The organism is Acidovorax sp. (assembly GCF_046294525.1).
Taxonomy (GTDB): Bacteria; Pseudomonadota; Gammaproteobacteria; order Burkholderiales; family Burkholderiaceae_C; genus Acidovorax.
Window position 1 is genome coordinate 18,228 of the sequence record NZ_JBKBKQ010000019.1, and the last position, 20,869, is coordinate 39,096.

Consider the following 20,869-nt stretch of genomic DNA (forward strand, 5'->3'; position numbering starts at 1 on the left):
CCGGGCGACTGCAGCGCGGTTCCGTATTGGTGAAATGCTCCCAAAATAATAGCTTCCAGCGCTTTTCCCGCAAGCGCTGGAGGCCGTTTTCTCGTGTATTGGACTGAAGACTCTTAATTTGTTGCGACGCAGCAAAAACCGCTGGAAATGATCAGGGAAAACCCTTATATTTGCAGCCATGATCGCAACGAAAGACTGGCTGAAGGCATCCTGGTACGTCAGCAAAGGGATGCTGAGTCCGGTGACGGGTCGCCCGTCTGCCGAAAGCCGTAACCAAGCTCCTGTGATGGTCCCCATCCGCGCCCTCGGCCCCTCCTACCGCGAACGCATTACGCAGCATCTGCTGCAGCTGGAGCCTGCCGACCGCTACCTGCGCTTCGGCTATGCCGCGAACGACGAGCAGATCCGCCGTTACGCCGAGCAGTTGGATTTCAATCGCGACGAGATCTTCGGCATCTACAACCGCCGCCTCGAACTCATCGCGATGGCGCACTTGGCCTTTTCCGAGCACCCAGAGCACAAGCACTGCGCCGAGTTCGGCGTGTCGGTGCTCAAGCAGGCCCGCGGCCGTGGTTTTGGCGCGCGCCTGTTCGAGCGTGCCGTGATGCACGCGCGCAATGAGGGCGTGAACATGGTGTTCATCCACGCTTTGTCTGAGAACACGGCCATGCTCAAGATCGCGCGCAACGCGGGTGCCACCGTGCGCCGCGACGGCTCCGAATCCGAGGCCTACCTGCAGATCCCACCGGCCAGTCTCGACACGCGCATGGCGGAGATCGTGGAGCAGCAGTTTGCCGAGGTGGACTACCAGATCAAGAAGCAGGCCAAGCAGTTCTGGGACTTCCTGGCGAGCGTGCAGGAAGTGCGCAGCGGCGTGCAGCACGCGCGCCACCAGTCTGCCGAGTGACCCTGAGGGCTTCTTCGCCGCGCAGCGCGGGGCGCCGCCACGGCAATCCGCTATCCTAGGGGCCTGATCCACTACCGCACGTCCTGCACTCCCCCAGTGTCTGACCCGCACCCAGCGCGATCTCCTGAAAAGGAAGACAAGCGCTCCTTCCTGCAGAAAGTGGCCGAGTTCATCCATCCCGGCCCGGATTCCAGGGAGGAACTCATCGAAACCCTCGCCGACGCTGAAGACAACGAAGTCATCGGCGCCGAGTCCCGCGTGATGCTCGAACGCGTCATCCGCATGGCCGACATGACGGCCAGCGACGTGATGGTGGCCACCCGCCGCATGGACATGGTCAACATCGAGGCGCCGCAGGAAGAACTGCTGCACCTGGTGATCAGCACGGCGCATTCGCGGTTTCCGGTGTACCAGGGCACTCGCGACAACATCATCGGCATCCTGCTCGCCAAAGACCTGCTCAAGCTGCAGCGGGCGCCCGAGCTGAACATCCGCGCCCTGCTGCGCCCGGCGGTGTTCGTGCCCGAGAGCAAGGGCCTGAACGACCTGCTGCGGGAGTTCCGCGGCAACCGCAACCACTTGGCCATCGTGATCGACGAGTTCGGCCGCGTGGCCGGGCTGGTCACCATCGAAGACGTGCTGGAGCAGATCGTCGGTGAGATCGAGGACGAGTTCGACATCCCTGAAGACGACGGTGACATCTTCGGCCTGGCCGACCGCACCTACCGCGTGAGTGGCGACACGTCGGTGGAGCGGGTCTGCGAAGCCTTCGACACCCTCATCCAGAGCAGCGACGCCGACGCGCACTTCGACACCATCGGCGGCCTGATCGCCCATGAAATGGGCCACGTGCCCAAGCGCGGCGAGCACCTGCAGCTCGGCGGCCTGCACTTTGTGGTGCTGCACACCAAGGGCGGGGCGGTGCGCTGGTTCAAGGTCTCGCGCACCGAAGAAGCCTCCACGCCCTCCGGCAGCGCCAGCGAGTGAAGGCGCCGGCTTCTCCATCGGCAGCGCCCCGGCTGGCGCTGCAGCTTGTGCTGGCGGTGGCCGCCGGGCTCGCGCAGGCGGCATCGCTGGCCTGGCCCGGCACCGGGCAGCCGCTGTGGTGGCTGCAGCTGGTGTCCATGACCGTGCTGGCGTGGCTGGTGCGCCCCGGTGGCGTGCACCCCGTCCCGGGTTGGCGCCGGGGTGCGTTGCTGGGCGGCGTGTTCGCCACGGCCTGGCTGGTCGGCACCTTCTGGTGGCTGTTCATTTCCATGCACACCTATGGCGGGTTGGCTGCGCCGCTGGCGGCGGCGGCCGTGCTGGGGCTGGCGGCCTTCCTCGCCAGCTACTACGCCATCGGTTTGGGGCTCTTTTGCCACCTGGCGCCCACCCATAAAGCGCTGGCAGCTATTCTTTTCGGAGCGGTTTGGCTGCTGGCGGAATTGGCACGTGGCACGTTGTGGACCGGCTTCCCCTGGGGGGCTGGCGGCTACGCGCATGTGGATGGGCCGCTGGCCGTGCTGGCGCGTAGCGTGGGCGTGTACGGTCTGGGCGCCGTGGCGGCGGTGCTGGCCATGGGGGTGGTGCAGCTGCGTGCCGCAGACCTGCGCCTCGTGCGCACCTGGGCAGCGCTGCTGGCGCTGGCCGCTGTGCTGGCCGGCGCCGCGCTGCAGCGCATGTGCGCCGTGGAGCTGTGCCACACGCCCATGCGCCCGCCCGCGCCTGCACTGACGCTGGAGTTGCTGCAGGGCAATATTCCCCAGGACGAAAAATTCCAGCCCGGCAGCGGCGTGCCGCAGGCTCTGCACTGGTACGCCGAGGCGCTGCGCAACGCCGAGGCCGACCTGGTGGTGGCGCCCGAAACCGCCATCCCGCTGCTGCCGCAGCAACTGCTGCCTGGCTACCTGGAAGGCATCCAGCAGCACTACGCGCAGGGCCGGCAGGCTGCGCTTGTCGGCATCCCGCTGGGGGACGACGCGGTGGGCTATACCAATTCGGTCTTGGGCATGAGTGCCGCCACACAGGCTGCGCCCTATCGCTACGACAAACACCATCTGGTGCCGTTTGGCGAGTTCATTCCGCCGTTCTTCAAGTGGTTCACGGCCATGATGAACATTCCCCTGGGCGACTTCAACAGGGGGGCCGTGGGACAGGCCTCGTTCGCGTGGGCGGGGCAGCGCATCGCCCCCAACATCTGCTACGAGGACCTGTTTGGCGAAGAGCTGGGCGCGCGTTTCGTCGACCCGGCCCAGGCGCCTACGGTGTTCGTCAACTTCAGCAACATCGGCTGGTTTGGCAACACCGTGGCCATCGACCAGCACCTGCACATCAGCCGCATGCGTGCGCTGGAGTTTGAGCGCCCCATGGTGCGTGCCACCAATACCGGCGCCACGGCCGTTATCGACCATCGCGGCGCCGTCACCCACCAGCTGCAGCGCCACACCCGCGGCGTGCTGCGCGGCGAGGTGCAGGGGCGCGGGCTGAATGCGGACAGTGGCTGGGCCATTACGCCGTATGCATGGTGGGTGTCGCGTTGGGGGCTGTGGCCTCTGTGGTTTCTGGGGGCTGCCGTGGTCGCAGCATGCGCCGTGGGCCGGCGTGTTCACGCACGCCACCCCGGTTGATCCAGGTCAGGCCCCGCGCGGGTGTCCTGACACTTGACTGGGCCAAAACCAGGGGGCTGTCACCCTATGCCTTGATAATGGAGCCCCTCAAGCGGGGGCTTGTTGGCCTGTATTGCATACAACGATGATTTGAGGCGGGGCCACCCGCCGTTCTGGAGCACGACTGAAAATGGCAGATTCCTTTTCCTACGAACAACTGATTGCCTCTGGCGAGGGGCGGCTGTTCGGCGCTGACAGCGGGCGCTTGCCGCTGCCACCCATGCTGATGTTCGACCGCATCACGCACATCGACAGCGATGGGGGCGCGCACGGGCTGGGAAAGATTCGCGCTGAACTGGACGTCAAGCCTGACCTGTGGTTCTTTGCCTGCCATTTCCAGGGCGACCCCGTCATGCCCGGCTGCCTGGGGCTGGATGCCATGTGGCAGCTCATCGGCTTTTACCTGACCTGGCTGCAACTGCCCGGCCGGGGCCGCGCACTGGGCGCGGGTGAAGTCAAGTTCACCGGCGAAGTGGGCCCGGACGTGAAGCTGGTCACCTACGAAATCGACATCAAGCGCGTGATCAAGCGCAAGCTGGTCATGGCCATCGGCGACGCCCGGCTGCTGGCCGACGGCAAAGAGATCTATGTGGCCAACGACCTGCGCGTGGGGCTGTTCAAACGCGAGGGCGACGACAAGGACGTAGCAGCATGACGACCTCCAAGAAGCGTGTAGTCATCACCGGTGCGGGCATCGTCTCGTGCATCGGCAACGATCTGGCCACCGTGGAAGCCTCGCTGCGGGCCAGCAAGAGCGGCATCAAGGCCGTGGAAAAGTTCAAGGAGCTGGGCCTGCGCAGCCAGGTGGGCGGCGCGCCCGAGATCGACATCGAAGCGCGCATCGACCGCAAGCAGCTGCGCTTCATGGGCGATGCGGCGGCCTATGCGCAGATCGCGCTGGAAGACGCGATCCAGCAGGCGGGTCTCACGCCCGAACAGGTCAGCCACCCGCGCACCGGCCTCATCATGGGCTCGGGCGGTGGCTCGCCCGCCAACCAGATCGAAGCGGCCGACACGCTGCGCGAGAAGGGCATCCGCCGGGTGGGGCCGTACCAGGTCACGCGCTGCATGAGCTCCACCGTGTCCGCCTGCCTGGCGACCAACTTCAAGGTCAAGGGTATCAACTACTCCATTACGTCGGCTTGCTCCACTTCGGCGCACTGCATCGGTGCTGCCGCGCAGCAGATTGCCTGGGGCATGCAGGATGTGATGTTCGCCGGCGGTGGTGAGGAGCTGAGCTGGGGCATGTCGCTGCTGTTCGACGGCATGGGCGCCATGTCCAGCAAGTACAACGAAACCCCCGAACGCGCTTCGCGCGCCTACGACGCGAACCGTGACGGTTTTGTGATCGCAGGCGGCGGCGGCGCCGTGGTGCTGGAGAGCCTGGAGCATGCCCAGGCCCGCGGCGCCACCATCCTGGCCGAGGTGGTGGGCTTCGGTGCCACCAGTGATGGCGAAGACATGGTGGCCCCTTCCGGCGACGGTGCCATTGCGTGCATGCAGCAGGCGATGGAAGGCCTGGACGCCCCCATCGACTACATCAACACCCACGGCACCTCCACGCCGGTGGGTGACATGCAGGAAGTGCGCGCCATGAAGGCCCTGTTCGGCGACAAGGTGCCGCCGTTCTCGTCCACCAAATCGCTCACCGGCCACTCGCTGGGTGCGACCGGAGTGCAGGAGGCGATCTACTGCATGATCATGCTGAACCAGGGCTTCATCGCGGGATCGGCCAATGTGGAAACGCCCGATCCGGCCCTGGGCGACATGCCCCTGGTCACACAGACGCGCGACGCTGCGTTGACCACGGTGCTGTCCAACAGCTTCGGTTTCGGCGGCACCAATGCCAGTCTGGTGTTGCGCCGCTGGACGGGCACCTGACTATTTCTCGTCGGGCTCGCTGAAAAAAACCCGCCCCGGCGCACAGCGGCGGCGGGTTTTTTTATGCGCAGGCTACTTGCGCGGCCGGGGCGAGAGCGCCTCGTGCAGCAGTGCAGGCAGCATGGCCAGCATGCGCGTGGCCTGCAGCCCCGGTGGGTGGTGGCTGGCGTGGTAGCTGTACAGCGACATGGGCGGCAGGTCGGGCAACTCCACCGCCACCATGTGGGCCGGGTCCAGGCGGATGGCGGTGAGGAAATCCACCACCGTCCAGCCCATGCCCAGCCGCACCAGCTCCAGCGCCAGGCGCGAGGTCTGCACCTGGATGCCCGGCCCGCCCGGCGTGCCCAGGCGGTCGGCCGTGTGGTCGATGGACTGGCGCATGGGGTCGTCGCCCACCAAGCGGATGACCGGCACCTGCGCCAGCCGCGCGGCCATGCTGGCGGCGCGCGGGGCTCGGTCCCACACAGTGCGCGCCACGGCCAGTGACAGGCGCCCGCTGACCAGCAATTCGCTGTGCACCTGTGGGTGCGGGTGCTCGAAAAAACCCAGTCCAAAGTCCACGCTGCGCGTGAGCAGTGCCTGCGTCATCTGGTCCTGGTGGATGGTGCGCACTTCCACCCCCACCTGCGGGTGTTTTTGCGCGTGGCGGTGCAGCAGCGTGGGCAGAAATTCGTGGGTGATGGACGGGATGGCCGCCAGCCGCACATCGCCCAGCTCGGTGGTCGCCAGGTTGCGCGCCGTGCGCTGCAGCGCGTCCAGCTGGCGGTGGATGCTGCCGGATTCCACGGCCAGCACCTGGGCCTCGGGTGTGGGCGTCAGGCCCGCTGGCGTGCGGTTGAACAGCCGGTAGCCCAACTGCAGTTCGGTGTGGGCCACAGCCTTGCTCACGGCCGAGGGCGTAATGCACAGCAGACGGCCTGCCGCGCTCATGCTGCCGGTCTGCAATACAGCCTGGAACACTTCGAGCTGGCGCAGGTTCATGGGAATTCCGTGAAAAAGGGGTGTGAATTCAATTCACAGGGTGACGCCGATTATTCCACTTGGCTGTGTGTGGATTTCTCATAGGATGCCGCACCGCCCGACACCCGCGCACCGGGGCGGACGGCAGCAGGGCGCCGCACTACCCCGCAGCGCCCGGAGAATGACCCGGAGACACAACCATGCGAATTTTTTCTGCTTCTTCTTCCTCGTCCATCACGCGCCGCTGGTTTGCGGGCGTCGTGCTCTCGGCCCTGTCCACGGTCGCCCTGGCCCAGGCGGCCAAGCCCCATGTGGTCGTGCTCGCCACGGGCGGCACCATTGCCGGTGCGGGCGCCTCGGCCGCCAACAGCGCGACCTATGCCGCCGCCAAGGTGCCGGTCGATAAGCTGCTGGCGGGCCTGCCTGAGCTGGCCAATGTAGCCAAGGTGTCTGGTGAGCAGGTATTCCAGATTGCCTCCGAGAGCTTCACCAACGAGCACCTGCTGCGCCTGGGCCAGCGTGTCTCCGCCCTGTCCAAGCAGGCTGACGTGGACGGCATCGTCATCACCCACGGCACCGACACGCTGGAAGAAACCGCCTACTTCCTGAACCTCACCGTGCGCACCACCAAGCCCATCGTGGTGGTCGGATCCATGCGTCCCGGCACGGCCCTGTCGGCCGACGGCGCGCTGAACCTGTACGACGCCGTGACCGTGGCCGCCAGCAAGGACGCTGCCGGCAAGGGCGTGCTGGTGACCATGAACGACGAGATCCAGAGCGGCCGCGACGTGCACAAGCACATCAACATCAAAACCGAGGCCTTCAAGAGCCAGTGGGGCCCGCTGGGCATGGTGGTGGAAGGCAAGAACTACTGGTTTCGCGCCCCGGTCAAGCGCCACACCACCAACTCCGAGTTCAACATCGACGACATCAAGGCGCTGCCTGCTGTGGACATCGTGTACGGCTACGGCAACATGAACACCACCGGCATCGAGGCCTACGGTAAGGCGGGCGTGAAGGCGCTGATCCACGCCGGCACGGGCAACGGCTCGGTGGCCGCGCAGGCGGTGGAATCGCTCAAGGCCCTGCGCGCCTCGGGCGTGCAGATCATCCGCTCGGCCCGCGTGCCCGATGGTTTTGTGCTGCGCAATGCCGAGCAGCCTGACGACAAATACGACTGGGTGGTGGCGCATGACCTGCGTCCGCAAAAGGCCCGCATCCTTGCCATGGTGGCTTTGACCAAGACCCAGGACAGCAAGGAACTCCAGCGCATTTTCTGGGAGTATTAAGAAGACCCCCTGAGTCGCTTCGCGCCTTCCCCCTGAAGGGGGACGCCCCCAGCGCGGCGGGGCGGCCCTTGCGCGGGGGCGCTGGCCGGGTCCATGCCGGTATCGGCGGGTGGCGACTTGCCTAGCGGTAGGCTATTTCAGATAAAACTTGGCGCACCACATGTGCGCCAACGGGCTGCCCGCAAAGGTGGTCATCGGCACGCACCGGCTTATAGCTCGCGTGACTGGTTGGGAAGGCTGGGGCTCCAAAAGGGCTCCGGCCTTTTTTCATGGGCGCGCGCCGATGTTGTGGGCGCTGTCGCGGCACACGCGGCGGCGCGCCGTAAAATCGCCGGTTTGCGCGCGATGCCCGTCCTTGTTGCCTTGTGGGCGGTGGGCATCGGGTTGCTCACGCACCGCGTTTTATTCTTTTCCCCTTACTTGCCCGGCCTGGCTTGCCAGTGCCTCAGCCACAGACGCCATGTTGACCTTCCAGCAAATCATCCTGAAGCTGCAGTCCTACTGGGACGCGCAGGGTTGCGCCCTTTTGCAACCCTATGACATGGAAGTGGGCGCCGGCACCTCGCACACCGCCACCTTCCTGCGCGCCATCGGTCCCGAGCCCTGGAAGGCCGCCTATGTGCAGCCCAGCCGCCGCCCCAAGGACGGCCGCTACGGCGAGAACCCCAACCGCCTGCAGCACTACTACCAGTATCAGGTGGTGCTCAAGCCCGCCCCGGCCAACATCCTGGAGCTGTACCTGGGCTCGCTCGAAGCGCTGGGGTTCGACCTGAAAAAGAACGACATCCGCTTTGTGGAAGACGACTGGGAAAACCCCACGCTCGGCGCCTGGGGCCTGGGTTGGGAGGTGTGGCTCAACGGCATGGAAGTCACGCAGTTCACCTACTTCCAGCAAGTCGGCGGCATCGACTGCAAGCCCGCCACCGGCGAAATCACCTACGGCCTGGAGCGCCTGGCCATGTACCTGCAGGGCGTGGACAACGTCTACAACCTGAAGTGGACCGACACGCTGAGCTACGGCGACGTGTACAAGCAAAACGAGGTGGAGCAGTCCACCTACAACTTCGAGCACAGCGACGCGGACTTCTTGTTCACCGCCTTCAACGCGCACGAAAAGCAGGCCAAGTACCTCATGGAACAGCAGCTCGCGCTGCCTGCGTATGAGCAAGTGCTCAAGGCCGCACACAGCTTCAACCTGCTGGATGCCCGTGGCGCCATCAGCGTGACCGAGCGCGCCGCGTACATCGGCCGCATCCGCAACCTGGCCCGCAGCGTGGCGCAGAGCTACTACGACAGCCGCGAGCGCCTCGGCTTCCCCATGGCGCCGCGCGAGTGGGTGGAACAGATGGTCAAAAAGGCCGCGTGAACGAGCGAAAGAACAAGAACATGACGACCCAAAACCTCCTCGTTGAACTGTTTGTCGAAGAACTGCCCCCCAAGGCGCTGCAAAAGCTGGGCGATGCCTTTGCCACCGTGCTGGGCGACCAGCTCAAGGCCCTGGGTCTGGCCACAGCCGCTTCTGTGGTCACCCCTTTTGCCTCGCCCCGCCGCCTGGCTGCGCACGTGACCGCCGTGGCCGACAAGGCCGCCGACAAGGCCGTGCAGCAAAAGCTGATGCCCGTGACCGTGGGCTTGGACAAGGACGGCAACGCCACGCCCGCGCTGCTGAAAAAGCTGCAGGCGCTGGGCGCTGATGTGTCCAACCCCGCGGCCGCCGTGGCCGCGCTCAAGCGCGCCCAGGACGGCAAGGCCGAAGCGCTGTTTTACGACAGCGTGGTGCCAGGCGCGACGCTGCAGGCGGGTCTGCAAAAAGCGCTGGATGAAGCCATTGCCAAGCTGCCCATTCCCAAGGTGATGAGCTACCAGCTCGAAACGGACTGCGAGCTGCCCGGCTGGACCAGCGTGAACTTTGTGCGCCCTGCACATGGCCTGGTCGCGCTGCATGGCAGCACGGTGGTGCCCGTCAAGGCGCTGGGCCTGACGGCTGGCAACAGCACCATCGGCCACCGTTTTGAAGCCGCCGTGTCGCCCGTAGTGCTGGCCGACGCCGACAGCTACGCCGCTACGCTGCAAAGAGACGGCGCCGTGATCGCCAGCTTTGCCGAGCGCAAGGCCGAGATCGCCCGCCAGCTCGCTGCGGCTGCCGCCAAGGTCGGCAATGGCGCCCGCCCCATCGAAGACGAAGCCCTGCTGGACGAAGTGACCGCGCTGGTCGAGCGCCCGAACGTCGTCATCTGCCAGTTTGAAGAGCAGTTCCTGGGCGTGCCGCAAGAGTGCCTCATCCTCACGATGAAGGCCAACCAGAAGTACTTCCCGCTGCTGGACGCAGCAGGCAAGCTGACGAACAAGTTCCTGGTGGTCAGCAACATCAGCCCTGAAGACACGAGCTTTGTGACCGGCGGCAACGAGCGCGTGGTGCGTCCGCGCCTGGCCGATGCCAAGTTCTTCTTTGACCAGGACCGCAAGAAGACCCTGGCCTCGCGCGTCGAGGGCCTGGGCAAGGTGGTCTATCACAACAAGCTGGGCACGCAGGGCGAGCGCGTGGAGCGCGTGCGCGCCATTGCCAAGGCCATCGCTCAACAACTGGGCGATGCGCAACTGGTGGCCGACGCCGACCAAGCCGCATTGCTGGCCAAGACCGACCTCGTGACCGACATGGTGGGCGAGTTCCCGGAGTTGCAGGGCATCATGGGCGGCTACTACGCCCTGAACGACGGCCTGGGCGAGACCGTGGCGAATGCCATTGAAGACCACTACAAGCCGCGTTTTGCGGGCGACGCACTGCCGCGCAACTCGGTGGGCGTGGTGGTGGCGCTGGCCGACAAGCTGGAAACCCTGGTCGGCATGTTCGGCATTGGCAACCTGCCCACGGGCGACCGAGACCCGTTTGCGCTGCGCCGCCATGCGCTGGGCGTGATCCGCATGCTGGTCGAAAAAGAGCTGCCGCTGGACGTGTCCCTGCTGGTCGCTGTAGCGGCCCGCCCTTTCATGTCGCATTTTCTCAATGCAACCCTGGGTCCGACCGACTCGATGACGAGCGAGACAGCTCAGAATTACTTGAGCTCTTTGAATTCGCATTTCGGGGCGGAAAAGCTCGACGGGACGGAGCTGCTTAGCTTCATCTACGACCGCCTCGCCGGCAGCCTGCGCGAGCAAGGCTACAGCGCGCAAGAAGTGGACGCCGTGCTGGCCCTGCGCCCGCAGCGTCTGGCCTTGGTCGAAAAACAGCTGGCGGCCGTTCGCGCATTTGCATCGCTGCCCGAAGCGGCGGCGCTCGCAGCCGCCAACAAGCGCGTGGGCAATATCCTGAAAAAAGCCGAAGTCGAAGGCCCGGTGGACGCCCACGTCAACCCCGAGCTGCTGCAGGAAAAGGCCGAGCACGACCTGTACACCGCGCTGCAGCGCTTCGTGCCCGAGGCCAATGCGCAGTTCGACGCGGGCGACTACACCGCATCGCTGCAGACCCTGGCCGTGCTGCGCGCCCCGGTGGATGCGTTCTTTGACGACGTAATGGTCAACGCCGAACAGCTGGACGTGCGCATGAACCGCCTGGGCCTGCTCAAGATGTTGCACAACGCGATGAACCGCGTGGCCGACCTGTCTCGCCTGGCGGTTTGACCGGTGGGCACAAGCTGATAGGCTGGCAGGTCTCACAAGGCGCACCCACCCTATGAAACTCGTCATCCTGGACCGCGACGGCACCCTCAACCCGCTGGGGGATGACTACATCACCTCGGCGGACGAATGGATGGCCCTGCCTGGGGCGCTGGAGGCGGTGGCGCGGCTCAACCATGCGGGCTGGCACGTGGTGGTGGCCACCAACCAGCCGGGGCTGGGGCGCGGGCTGTTTGATGTGGTGGCGCTCAATGCCATCCACGCCAAAATGCACCGGCAGGTGGCCGCGGTAGGGGGGCGCATCGACGCCGTTTTTTACTGCCCCCACGCCGCCGACGAGGACTGTGCTTGCCGCAAGCCCGCGCCGGGGTTGCTCGAACAGATCTGCGATCGCTACGGTGTGGAGCGCGAGGACGTGCATGTGGTGGGCAACTGCGCCGCGCACCTGCTGGCCGGCGCGGCACTGGGCGCGCACCTGCACCTGGTGTGCACCGGCCAGTCCGCACAGGTGGAGCCGGACGGCGGCCTGCCCGTGGGGCTGCCTGCCGGCACGCAGTTGCACGCCAGCCTCGGCGACTTTGTGGACCAGCTGCTGCCTGCGGCCCCCCAGCCGGCCAACCCCCCGATGCCGACTACGGCAGAAGCTGCTGGCGCCGCAGTCCCTCCCCCGGGTGGCATGTTGTGATGCTCCTTTATTAATAGCTGTCAGCGCTTGATAGATAAGCGCTGGACGCCAAAAACACCATAAAAATATGGCATTTATCCGTTCGGTCATTCACCTTCTTTGGATGGGCATCACCGTGGTGCCGTACGCGCTGGCCATCATGCTGGGCACCCTGCTGGGCGTGCGGGGGCTGCCGCTCTACCGCATCGCTCGGGCCTGGCTGTCGCTGTGCATCAGCGGTGCGCGCGTGCTGCTGGGCATCCGGGTGGAGATCACCGGCATGGAGCACCTGCCCCAGGGCGAGAACGCGGGTGCGGTGCTACTGGTCAAGCACCAATCCACCTTCGAGACCTTTTTGATGCCCACGATCATGCCGCACCCCCTGGCCTACGTGTTCAAGAAGGAACTGCTCTACGTGCCCTTCTTCGGCTGGGCCATCGGGCGCTTGGACATGATCCACATCGACCGCAGCCAGCGCACGCAGGCGTTCAATAAGGTGGTGCAGCAGGGCAAAGACCTGCTGGCCAAGGGCATCTGGATCATCATGTTCCCCGAGGGCACGCGCATTGCGCGCGGGCAAAAGGGCCAGTACAAGACTGGCGGCACGCGCCTGGCCATCGACACCGGCGCGCCCGTGGTGCCTATCGCCGTCACGTCCGCCAAGGTCTGGCCGCGCAAGGCATTCATCAAGCGGCCCGGCGTGGTCGAGGTGTCCATCGGGCAGCCCATTTCCAGCGTCGGCCGCCAGCCCGACGAACTGATGCGCGAGGTGGAGGCCTGGATCGAGGCCGAGATGCGCCGGCTGGACCCAGGGGCCTACCCCGCAGCGCCCACCGCAAGCACAGCGGCTGCATCCGTTACAGCCGACCGCGGCGGGGAGTAGGCCTGCCGTGATGATGCAGCGGCTTGTGCAACTGGCGCTCGACCTGTTCGACGACCCGCCGGCCGCCGCTGCGCCCGCACCCGCAGCACCGTCTGCAGCGTCTTCACCCTCTGGACGATCTGCGCCGCCTTCTGGGGCGCAAGATTTTGACCAGAAAGTGCCTCCAGCGCTTAATGGGAAAGCGCTGAAGGCTCCTGAATCAGTAGCAAATTTCCGCCCTGCAGCCCCATCCGTTCCGCTGCCCTCGTTGCTGTCCCCCGCCGAATTCCGTCACCCCCAGGCCAACCGCGAAGTGTTGCTGGGCGATGCCGTGGTGGGCTACGCACTGCAGCGCGCACGGCGCCGCACCATCGGCTTCACCGTGGGGGCCGACGGGCTGGCCGTGCGCGCGCCCAGCTGGGTCACGCTGGGTGCGGTGGATGCCGCGCTGCGCGAGAAGTCTGACTGGATCCTGCGCAAGCTGGGCGAGGCGCGCGAGCGCCAGCAGCGCATCGAAGGCGGCCGCATCGTGTGGGCACCCGGCGCCGTGCTGCCTTACCTGGGCGCGCCGCTTACAGTGGTGCTGGACCCCAGCCACGGCTTTGCCGGCAAGGGCGGGGCGCTGGTGGCGGGCGCCAGCGCAGGGCAGGGCGCAAGCTTGCACATCGGCCTGCCGCAAAGCGCCAGCTCCGCGCAGATCCGCGACGCCGTGCAGGCCTGGCTGATGCGTGACGCGCGCCGCCACTTCACCGAGCGGCTGGACCACTTTGCGCCGCTGCTCGGCGTGCGCTGGGCCAGCCTCCGGCTGTCCAGCGCCAACACCCGCTGGGGCAGCGCCAAGGCCGACGGCTCCATCCGCCTGAACTGGCGCCTGCTGCACTACCGCCCGGCCATCATCGACTACGTGGTCGCGCACGAGCTGGCGCACCTGCGCGTGATGGACCACAGCCCCCGCTTCTGGGATACCGTGGCCACCGTGGTGCCCGACTATGCACAGCTGCGCAGCCACCTGCGCGACGAACCGGCTCCCCTGTGGGATTGAAAGGACCCCGACGATGACTGAATCAAAGATTTTCCCCGCTGACGGCTACGCCGGTGACGTGACGCCCCAGCAGGCCTGGCAATGGGTGCAGGCCGGGCAGGCCGTGCTGGTGGATGTGCGCAGCGACGCCGAACGCGAGTGGGTCGGCTACGTGCCCGGCGCCGCCGCCGTGGCCTGGAAGCAATGGCCGGGCATGGCGATGAACGCCGACTTTGATGCCCAGATGCGCGCCGCCGTGCCCGAGAGCGCGCGGGCAGTGCTGCTGTGCCGCAGCGGTGTGCGCTCCATCGCCGCCGCGCGCCGCGCCACCGAGCTAGGTATCACGGCGTACAACATCCTTGAGGGGTTTGAGGGCGATGCGGATGCGCAAGGCCAGCGCGGCAAGAAGGGCGGCTGGCGCTTTCATGGCCTGCCGTGGAAGCAGGGCTGATGCTCTCAAAAAAATAGCTGCCAGCGCTTAATGAATAAGCGCTGGCAGCTGATCTTTTTTGAAGTTTGACTTGCCCCCGCCTTTCGTTCGTCTGGGGCGTCGGAACACCCACGGCTCAGCCCAGTGCACCCGTGGAACCGGCTTCGCCGGGCCACCGGGTGCGTCCCCCCTTGGGGGAAGGCGCCGCAGGCGACTCAAGGGGTCACTTCAGTGCAGGAATACGCAGCTTCTGGCCTGGGTAGATCTTGTCGGGGTGGCTCAGCATGGGCTTGTTGGCCTCGAAGATCACAGGGTACTTGTTGGCGTCGCCGTAGAACTTCTTGGCGATGGCGCTCAGCGTATCACCGCGCACCACGTCATGGTACTGCGCCTCGGGCTCGGGGTTGGTCACCGTCATCTGGTTGTCCACGCTGGTCACGCTGGCCACGTTGCCGCAGCACAGCGTGATCTTCTCCTTGGCAGCCTGCGTGGGGGCGGCGCCCTTCACGGTGACCTTGCCCTGGCTGCCGTCAAAGGCCACCTGCACGTTGGTGGCGCCCAGGTTTTGCGCTGCAATGTAGGTCTCGATGGCCTTGGCGGCCTTGGCATTGAGCTCGTCCTGCGAGGGCGCTGCGGCTGCCGGTGCGGCCTGCGCCTCTTTGCCGCCAAACAGCTTTTCACCGGCTTCCTTGATGAAACTGAAAAGACCCATGTGGTACCTCCTAATGTTGCAGAAACGGGATCGACCACTGTAGCGGCAATGGGCAGCGCCGTCGTGTCGGACGGCTGCGCGAAACGATTTTTAACATTGTCGGAGCAGCTGCAAAGCGCGCGGGGCAGGGTGTCGCGCCCCGCACAGCCCTCCCAAAACAAAACTCGGGATAATCCGCCGCATGACTTTTCTGGCCATCGACGTCGGCAACACGCGTCTCAAATGGGCGTTGTACGACGCTCCCCGCCCTGGGGCTGTGCCGATGGCACACGGCGCCGAGTTCCTGGACCACATCGACCGCCTGGCCGAAACCAGTTGGGCCGCGCTGCCCGCGCCGCAGCACATGCTGGGCTGCGTGGTCGCCGGTGACGCCGTCAAGCGCCGGGTACAGGAGCAGATGGAGCTGTGGGACGTGGCCCCGTCGTGGGTCGTGTCGTCTGCGCAGGAGGCGGGCCTCATCAACGGCTACGACCACCCTTCGCGCCTCGGCTCCGACCGCTGGGTGGCCATGATCGGCGCGCGCCACCATGTGCTGGCGCAAGGCCCCGCGCGCCCGCTGGTGGTGGTGATGGTGGGCACGGCCGTCACCGTGGAATGCATTGACGCCGAGGGCCGCTTCATGGGCGGCCTCATCCTGCCCGGCCACGGCATCATGCTGCGCGCGCTCGAATCCGGCACCGCCGGTCTGCACGTGCCCACCGGCGAGGTGCGCCTGTTCCCCACCAACACCAGCGATGCACTCACCAGCGGCGGCACCTACGCCATCGCCGGCGCCGTGGAGCGCATGTACCAGCATCTGCTTGAGCACAGCGGCCAGGAACCCGCCTGCATCATGACCGGTGGCGCCGGGTGGAAGATGGCGCCCAGCATGACGCGGCCTTTCGAGTTGGTAGACAACCTGATTTTTGACGGGCTGCTGGAGATTGCTGCGCGGCGTTATGGAGGCTGAGGCCTTCCGAAGCTTGGGATTTGCGTGGGCTTGTGGGGCTTGCATCCACGCGTTTGAAGTCGGAAATCGTTCGTGCCAGTCAATCGACGTCGTAGTCATCGGATTAATGTGACGGCGCTTTCGTCACGGACCGTCGAAACAGTCGCAGCACAAATGCCAGCGACCGCCGCGCAAGGGCCGCCCCGCCGCGCTGGCGGTGTCCCCCTTCCCGAATCATGCAGTGATTCGAGAGAAGGGGGAAGGCGCGAAGCGCCTCATGGGGATGCCTCTTACTCTTCTTCCAGCTCAGCCCGCGCCATTTCCACATCCAGGCGCTCCATGGCATCTGCCGGCTCGCTGGCCGCAGCCTTTTCGTACAGCACGGTGGCGTCCTGCATCTTCTTGTCGCCTTCCAGCATGACCAGCGCGTTGGCGTATTCGATCATGCCGATGGCCGAGCCGGGGTTGAGCTTGAGCGCCTCTTGAAACAGCTTGAGCCCGGTGTCCTTCTTGGCGCCGTAGGTCATGCCGCCGATGAGCGAGCCCACCTTGTCGATCACCTCCGCATGGAAGGCGCCCAGCGCGATGCGTGCGTCCGCATGCTGGGGCGACAGGGCAATGGCTTTCTCCAGTGACTCCTTCACCTTGCCACCCAGCCCCTGGGCCAGGGCCTTCGCCACGCTGATGCCCTGGCTGTAGCGGCCCAACGCATACGCGTGCCAGTACCACGCGTTGGCGTTGTCGGGCTCTGCAGCAGCCTGGGCCTCTGCGCGCTCGGCCACCTGGGTGAACAGGTCCAGTCGCGTTTTTTCTTTCTGCTCCAGGTAGTTGGCGTAAATCGCCGTGGCCTTGTTGGCCACGGTGATGCCGGCACCGCCCGCCGCCAGCCCGGCTGCAGCGGCTTGTTCGAATTCGCCATTGTGAAACAGGGCCCAGGCCTGCAGCACGGCGGCATCCTTGGGGCAGGGTTCGGCATCGCCGCCGTGCAGGCGCGCCCACTGCTTTTTCACGCTGTTGGCGTCAAAGGCGTAGTCGCCCGCGTGGGGGAATGGGGTCCATTTGGCCATGGTGTTGTCTCCTGTCGGTCGTCTGTTTGTGTGTGATTTTGTTGGGTTGCGTTGATCTTTTTGTGCAGCCGTCCTCGTCAACCTGGGGCTGTGGCATAGGCTCCCACCAACTGCAGCAGGTGCGCGCGCTGGCTGGTCTCCAAATACGGCATGAGCAGGTTCAGCACATGGTGGGCGCCGCGCATCAGGGCGGCCTGGGCGCTTTCGGGTTCCAGCGCGCGGCGCGGGTCGCGCACGTATTCAAAGCTGAGCCAGTAGGTGAGCACCACCACCATGCTGGTGGCGGTGGCCTCCAGCTCGCGCGAGTCGATATGCAAGGTGTCGGCACGGCCCATGCCATCTAGCATGGCGCGCACCGCGCGGGTCTTGTTCTTGAGGATGGCCTGAAAGTGCGTCTCCAGGCGGCGGTTCTTGGACAGCAGATCGTTGAGGTCGCGGTACAAAAACCGGTACTGCCAGATCAGCTCGAACAGCGTGTGCATGAAGAACCACGCGTCCTCCACATTGCGCACTCCGTCGGCAGCGGCCAGCAGCTCGGTAAGCGAGCTTTCGTATCGATCAAATAGCGCGTTGATCAGCTCGTCCTTGGCCGGATAGTGGTAGTACAGATTGCCGGGGCTGATGCGCAACTCGGCCGAGATTAGGGTGGTGGAGACGTTGGGTTCGCCGAACCGGTTGAACAGGTCCAGCGTCACTTCCAGGATGCGTTCTGCAGTGCGGCGTGGCGCTTTCTTCACCATGTGTGCGTGCCCCTTCGCGTCGTTGCGTGTTGTTGTTGCAGTGTCTCTGGTGGCTACTCTAACGCACGGAGAAATGCTGCACTGCGGCATCGCGCCGCTGCTTCGCGTGCGGGCCGCGTGTCTGCACACAGGGGTAGTCTCTATGGCATAGCGCTACTTGTAGCGCACTGCAGGGCGTTTGCCAAAACAAAAACGGCCGATACGCGGAGCGCATCGGCCGTTTGGTTAGCGGCGAGCCAGAGGGATGAATCAGCTGGCTGACGATGTGGTGCCTGCCGCTGCATCGGCAGCACGGCCTGCAGTCTTGCGGGCAGCAGCCTTCTTGGCCGGTGCCGCTTTAGCAGCGGGCTTGGCCGCCGCCCTGGCAGGAGCAGCCTTCTTTGTAGCCGCCTTCTTGACGGGAGCCTTGGCAGCAGGCTTTGCGGCTGCCTTGGCCGGTACCGCCTTGTTACCCTTTGCCAGCGCATCTACCCGGGCGCTCAGGGCTTCCAGGTCGCGGGCCGAGGGCACGCCCAGCTTGGCCAGGGCCTTGGCCACGCGGTCTTCGAAGATGTTTTCGAGCTTGTCCCACTGGCCCTGCGCCTTGGAGCCGATGTCGTTGGCCATGGTGGTCACGCGGCTGGTGGCTTCGGTGATCTTTTCTTCGGCCACGGCCTGGGTCTTGCGCTGGATGGTCAGGCCTTCCTTGACCAGGGCTTCAAACACCTTGCCGCCTTCTTCCTGTGCTTTGGAGAAGGCGCCCAGACCGGCCAGCCAGATCTGCTGTGCGGAGTCCTTGACGGTGCTGGACAGTTGGGCGTTGCTCTTCTTTTTGTCAGCGCTGAGTTTCTGCAATTTCTTGACCATGGGGCCTCCGTGATGGGGTGGGTTGGGTTTGCCGGGCGGGGTGCCTTCGACGCATGGCCGCACTGTACGCCGCACAGCGCGTGAGGAGTAGGCGTGCGATCCTAAAAATGTAGAGCGCGCCATCTAGCCAGCGAATCGTTGGCCGCCTAGCATCGGCGCGGGTTTCTGCTGAATCGGGGCCTGCCGGCCTTGGGCAAGAATGAAAGTCTCTCAGAGGAGTTTTCCATGCAGTATTTCGTGACGGGGGCAACGGGGTTCATTGGCAAGCGGCTCGTGAAGAAGCTGCTGGAGCGCAAGGGGGCCGTGGTCCATTTCCTGATCCGCCGCGAAAGCGCCGACAAGGTGGCCGACCTGCGCAGCTTCTGGGGCGTGACGGCGGCCCGGGCCGTGCCCGTGTTCGGCGACCTCACCGCCAAGAAACTGGGCGTGGCGGCGGACGACATCAAGAAGCTCAAGGGCCAGATCGACCACTTCTACCACCTGGCCGCCGTCTACGACCTGTCCGCCGACGAGGAAACGCAGGTGGCCGTGAACATCGACGGCACGCGCAACACGGTGGACCTGGCGAAGGCGATCGATGCGGGCCACTTCCACCATGTCTCCTCCATCGCCGCCGCAGGCCTGTACGAAGGGGTGTTCCGCGAAGACATGTTCGAAGAGGCCGAGGGCCTGGACCACCCATACTTTCAGACCAAGCACGAGAGCGAAAAAATCGTGCGCCAGGACTGCAAGGTGCCCTGGACGGTGTACCGCCCGGCCATGGTGGTGGGCGACAGCCAGACCGGCGAGATGGACAAGATCGACGGCCCCTACTACTTCTTCAAGCTCATCCAGCGCCTGCGCCAGCTGCTGCCGCCCTGGATGCCCACGGTGGGCCTGGAGGGCGGGCGCGTGAACATCGTGCCGGTGGATTTCGTGGTCAACGCGCTCAACGTCATCAGCCATCAAAAGGCCATCGCCAAGAAGTGCTTCCACCTGGTGGACCCGGTGGGCTACCGCGTGGGCGATGTGCTTGACATCTTCAGCCGCGCCGCGCACGCGCCGCGCATGAACCTGTTCGTCAACGCCGCGCTGCTGGGTTTCATCCCCAAGAGCGTCAAGAAAAGCCTGATGGCGCTGGCACCCGTGCGCCGCGTGCGCAACGCGGTGATGAAGGACCTGGGCCTGCCCGAGGACATGCTGACCTTCGTGAACTACCCCACGCGCTTTGACTGCCGCGAGACCCTGGCGGCGCTCAAGGGCTCGGGCGTGAACTGCCCCAACCTCAAGGATTACGCCTGGCGCCTGTGGGACTACTGGGAGCGCCACCTCGACCCCGAACTGTTCATCGACCGCACGCTCAAGGGCACGGTGGCTGGCAAGGTCGTGCTCATTACCGGCGGTTCTTCCGGCATCGGCCTGGCGGCTGCGCACAAGTTTGCCGAGGCGGGGGCCACCACCATCATCTGCGGGCGCGACCAGGACAAGCTGGACGAAGCCTGCGCCGAAGCCAAGGCCAAGGGCTACCAGTTCATCGCCTACCCGGCCGACATTGCCGACATGGCCGACTGCGATCGGTTCGTGCAGCTGCTCATCGACAACCACGGTGGCGTGGACTTTTTGATCAACAACGCGGGCCGTTCCATCCGCCGCGCCATCGAGTCGAGCTACGACCGCTTCCACGACTACGAGCGCACCATGCAGCTGAATTACTTCGGCTGCCTGCGCGTGACCATGGGCTTGCTGCCCGGCATGGTGGCCAAGCGCAAGGGCCATGTGGTCAACATCAGCTCTATCGGCGTGCTGACCAACGCGCCGCGCTTCTCGGCCTATGTGGCCAGCAAGGCGGCGCTGGATGCCTGGACGCGCTGCGCCTCCAGCGAGTTTGCCGACCAGGGCATCACCTTCACCACCATCAACATGCCGCTGGTGCGCACGCCCATGATCGCGCCCACCAAGATCTACAACAACGTACCCACCTTGGCGCCGGAAGAGGCGGCCGACATGATTGCCCAGGCCTGCATCTTCAAGCCGGTGCGCATTGCCACGCGCCTGGGCATCACCGGGCAGATCCTGCATGCGCTGGTGCCGCGCGTGGCGCAGATCACCATGAACACGAGCTTTCGCATGTTTCCGGACTCCACGGCCGCCAAGGGCGGCGGCACGGACGCCAAGCCGCAGTTGTCCGCCGAGGCCGTGGCGCTGCAGCAGATGATGCGCGGCATCCACTTCTGACCGGACCCACGCCTGCCCGTGCCATTCCGTCCCCGTAGAACTCTGTTACCGGGGTGCCGGGCAGGGTGGGATAATCGTGGGCTAT

General features: G+C 65.4%; 19 protein-coding genes. 14 read left to right on the forward strand and 5 right to left on the reverse strand.

Annotation, left to right across the window (positions count from 1 at the left end):
* The first annotated feature begins 178 nt into the window (after positions 1 to 178).
* The 5 genes from ACK4HJ_RS16455 to fabB all read left to right on the forward strand — a co-directional run bounded on the left by ACK4HJ_RS16455 (position 179) and on the right by fabB (position 5,436).
* Entirely contained in the window at positions 179 to 907 is a 729-nt protein-coding gene (locus ACK4HJ_RS16455; protein WP_409833567.1) for an N-acetyltransferase family protein, read from the forward strand.
* Positions 908 to 1,003: 96 nt separating this feature from the next.
* Complete coding sequence (locus ACK4HJ_RS16460) at positions 1,004 to 1,894, forward strand: HlyC/CorC family transporter (RefSeq protein WP_409833569.1); 891 nt, start codon at positions 1,004 to 1,006, stop codon at positions 1,892 to 1,894.
* Complete coding sequence (gene lnt / locus ACK4HJ_RS16465; protein ID WP_409833571.1) at positions 1,891 to 3,516, forward strand: apolipoprotein N-acyltransferase; 1,626 nt, start codon at positions 1,891 to 1,893, stop codon at positions 3,514 to 3,516. The genes ACK4HJ_RS16460 and lnt overlap by 4 nt, the downstream gene beginning before the upstream one ends.
* A 169-nt stretch (positions 3,517 to 3,685) precedes the next feature.
* Entirely contained in the window at positions 3,686 to 4,210 is a 525-nt protein-coding gene (fabA, locus tag ACK4HJ_RS16470) for a 3-hydroxyacyl-[acyl-carrier-protein] dehydratase FabA (protein ID WP_094288927.1), read from the forward strand.
* Positions 4,207 to 5,436 (forward strand): beta-ketoacyl-ACP synthase I, encoded by a 1,230-nt coding sequence (gene fabB / locus ACK4HJ_RS16475; RefSeq protein ID WP_409833573.1) that lies wholly within the window; start codon positions 4,207 to 4,209, stop codon positions 5,434 to 5,436. The genes fabA and fabB overlap by 4 nt, the downstream gene beginning before the upstream one ends.
* 72 nt (positions 5,437 to 5,508) lie before the next feature.
* On the opposite strand, the gene ACK4HJ_RS16480 is transcribed toward fabB, so the two are convergent.
* Entirely contained in the window at positions 5,509 to 6,417 is a 909-nt protein-coding gene (locus tag ACK4HJ_RS16480; RefSeq protein ID WP_409833575.1) for a LysR family transcriptional regulator, read from the reverse strand.
* 179 nt (positions 6,418 to 6,596) lie between these two features.
* Between ACK4HJ_RS16480 and ACK4HJ_RS16485 the strand changes: the two genes are divergently transcribed.
* The 7 genes from ACK4HJ_RS16485 to ACK4HJ_RS16515 all read left to right on the forward strand — a co-directional run bounded on the left by ACK4HJ_RS16485 (position 6,597) and on the right by ACK4HJ_RS16515 (position 14,298).
* Positions 6,597 to 7,685: a type II asparaginase gene (locus ACK4HJ_RS16485; RefSeq protein WP_409833576.1), complete on the forward strand. Its 1,089-nt coding sequence runs from the start codon at positions 6,597 to 6,599 to the stop codon at positions 7,683 to 7,685.
* Positions 7,686 to 8,145: 460 nt separating this feature from the next.
* Entirely contained in the window at positions 8,146 to 9,051 is a 906-nt protein-coding gene (gene glyQ, locus ACK4HJ_RS16490) for a glycine--tRNA ligase subunit alpha (RefSeq protein WP_060985268.1), read from the forward strand.
* A gap of 20 nt (positions 9,052 to 9,071) precedes the next feature.
* The gene (glyS, locus tag ACK4HJ_RS16495) at positions 9,072 to 11,303 is read left to right on the forward strand and encodes a glycine--tRNA ligase subunit beta (RefSeq protein ID WP_409833579.1); all 2,232 of its coding nucleotides are present in this window, start codon (positions 9,072 to 9,074) and stop codon (positions 11,301 to 11,303) included.
* A gap of 52 nt (positions 11,304 to 11,355) precedes the next feature.
* Positions 11,356 to 11,985 carry a D-glycero-beta-D-manno-heptose 1,7-bisphosphate 7-phosphatase gene (gmhB, locus tag ACK4HJ_RS16500; RefSeq protein ID WP_409833581.1) on the forward strand — a complete coding sequence of 210 codons (630 nt, stop codon included), beginning with the start codon at positions 11,356 to 11,358 and terminating at the stop codon, positions 11,983 to 11,985.
* 67 nt (positions 11,986 to 12,052) lie between these two features.
* Positions 12,053 to 12,847 carry a lysophospholipid acyltransferase family protein gene (locus ACK4HJ_RS16505; RefSeq protein WP_409833583.1) on the forward strand — a complete coding sequence of 265 codons (795 nt, stop codon included), beginning with the start codon at positions 12,053 to 12,055 and terminating at the stop codon, positions 12,845 to 12,847.
* Between the two features lie 13 nt (positions 12,848 to 12,860).
* Positions 12,861 to 13,868: a M48 family metallopeptidase gene (locus ACK4HJ_RS16510; protein ID WP_409833690.1), complete on the forward strand. Its 1,008-nt coding sequence runs from the start codon at positions 12,861 to 12,863 to the stop codon at positions 13,866 to 13,868.
* 13 nt (positions 13,869 to 13,881) lie between these two features.
* Entirely contained in the window at positions 13,882 to 14,298 is a 417-nt protein-coding gene (locus ACK4HJ_RS16515; RefSeq protein ID WP_409833585.1) for a rhodanese-like domain-containing protein, read from the forward strand.
* A 202-nt stretch (positions 14,299 to 14,500) separates the two neighbouring features.
* Here the strand turns inward: ACK4HJ_RS16515 and lysM are convergent, their stop codons facing one another.
* A complete protein-coding gene (gene lysM / locus ACK4HJ_RS16520; protein WP_409833587.1) occupies positions 14,501 to 14,989 on the reverse strand; it encodes a peptidoglycan-binding protein LysM in 489 nt (162 codons plus the stop codon).
* Positions 14,990 to 15,170: 181 nt separating this feature from the next.
* Here lysM and ACK4HJ_RS16525 point away from each other — a divergent pair, with 181 nt between their 5' ends.
* The gene (locus ACK4HJ_RS16525) at positions 15,171 to 15,938 is read left to right on the forward strand and encodes a type III pantothenate kinase (RefSeq protein ID WP_409833589.1); all 768 of its coding nucleotides are present in this window, start codon (positions 15,171 to 15,173) and stop codon (positions 15,936 to 15,938) included.
* Between the two features lie 269 nt (positions 15,939 to 16,207).
* On the opposite strand, the gene ACK4HJ_RS16530 is transcribed toward ACK4HJ_RS16525, so the two are convergent.
* The 3 genes from ACK4HJ_RS16530 to ACK4HJ_RS16540 form a co-directional block, all read right to left on the reverse strand.
* The gene (locus tag ACK4HJ_RS16530) at positions 16,208 to 16,984 is read right to left on the reverse strand and encodes a hypothetical protein (protein WP_409833591.1); all 777 of its coding nucleotides are present in this window, start codon (positions 16,982 to 16,984) and stop codon (positions 16,208 to 16,210) included.
* Between the two features lie 77 nt (positions 16,985 to 17,061).
* On the reverse strand, positions 17,062 to 17,724 hold the full coding sequence (locus tag ACK4HJ_RS16535; protein WP_409833593.1) for a TetR/AcrR family transcriptional regulator: 663 nt from the start codon (positions 17,722 to 17,724) through the stop codon (positions 17,062 to 17,064).
* A 249-nt stretch (positions 17,725 to 17,973) separates the two neighbouring features.
* Entirely contained in the window at positions 17,974 to 18,570 is a 597-nt protein-coding gene (locus tag ACK4HJ_RS16540; protein ID WP_409833595.1) for a phasin family protein, read from the reverse strand.
* A 225-nt stretch (positions 18,571 to 18,795) separates the two neighbouring features.
* Here ACK4HJ_RS16540 and ACK4HJ_RS16545 point away from each other — a divergent pair, with 225 nt between their 5' ends.
* Entirely contained in the window at positions 18,796 to 20,784 is a 1,989-nt protein-coding gene (locus tag ACK4HJ_RS16545; RefSeq protein ID WP_409833597.1) for an SDR family oxidoreductase, read from the forward strand.
* Positions 20,785 to 20,869: the final 85 nt, after the last annotated feature.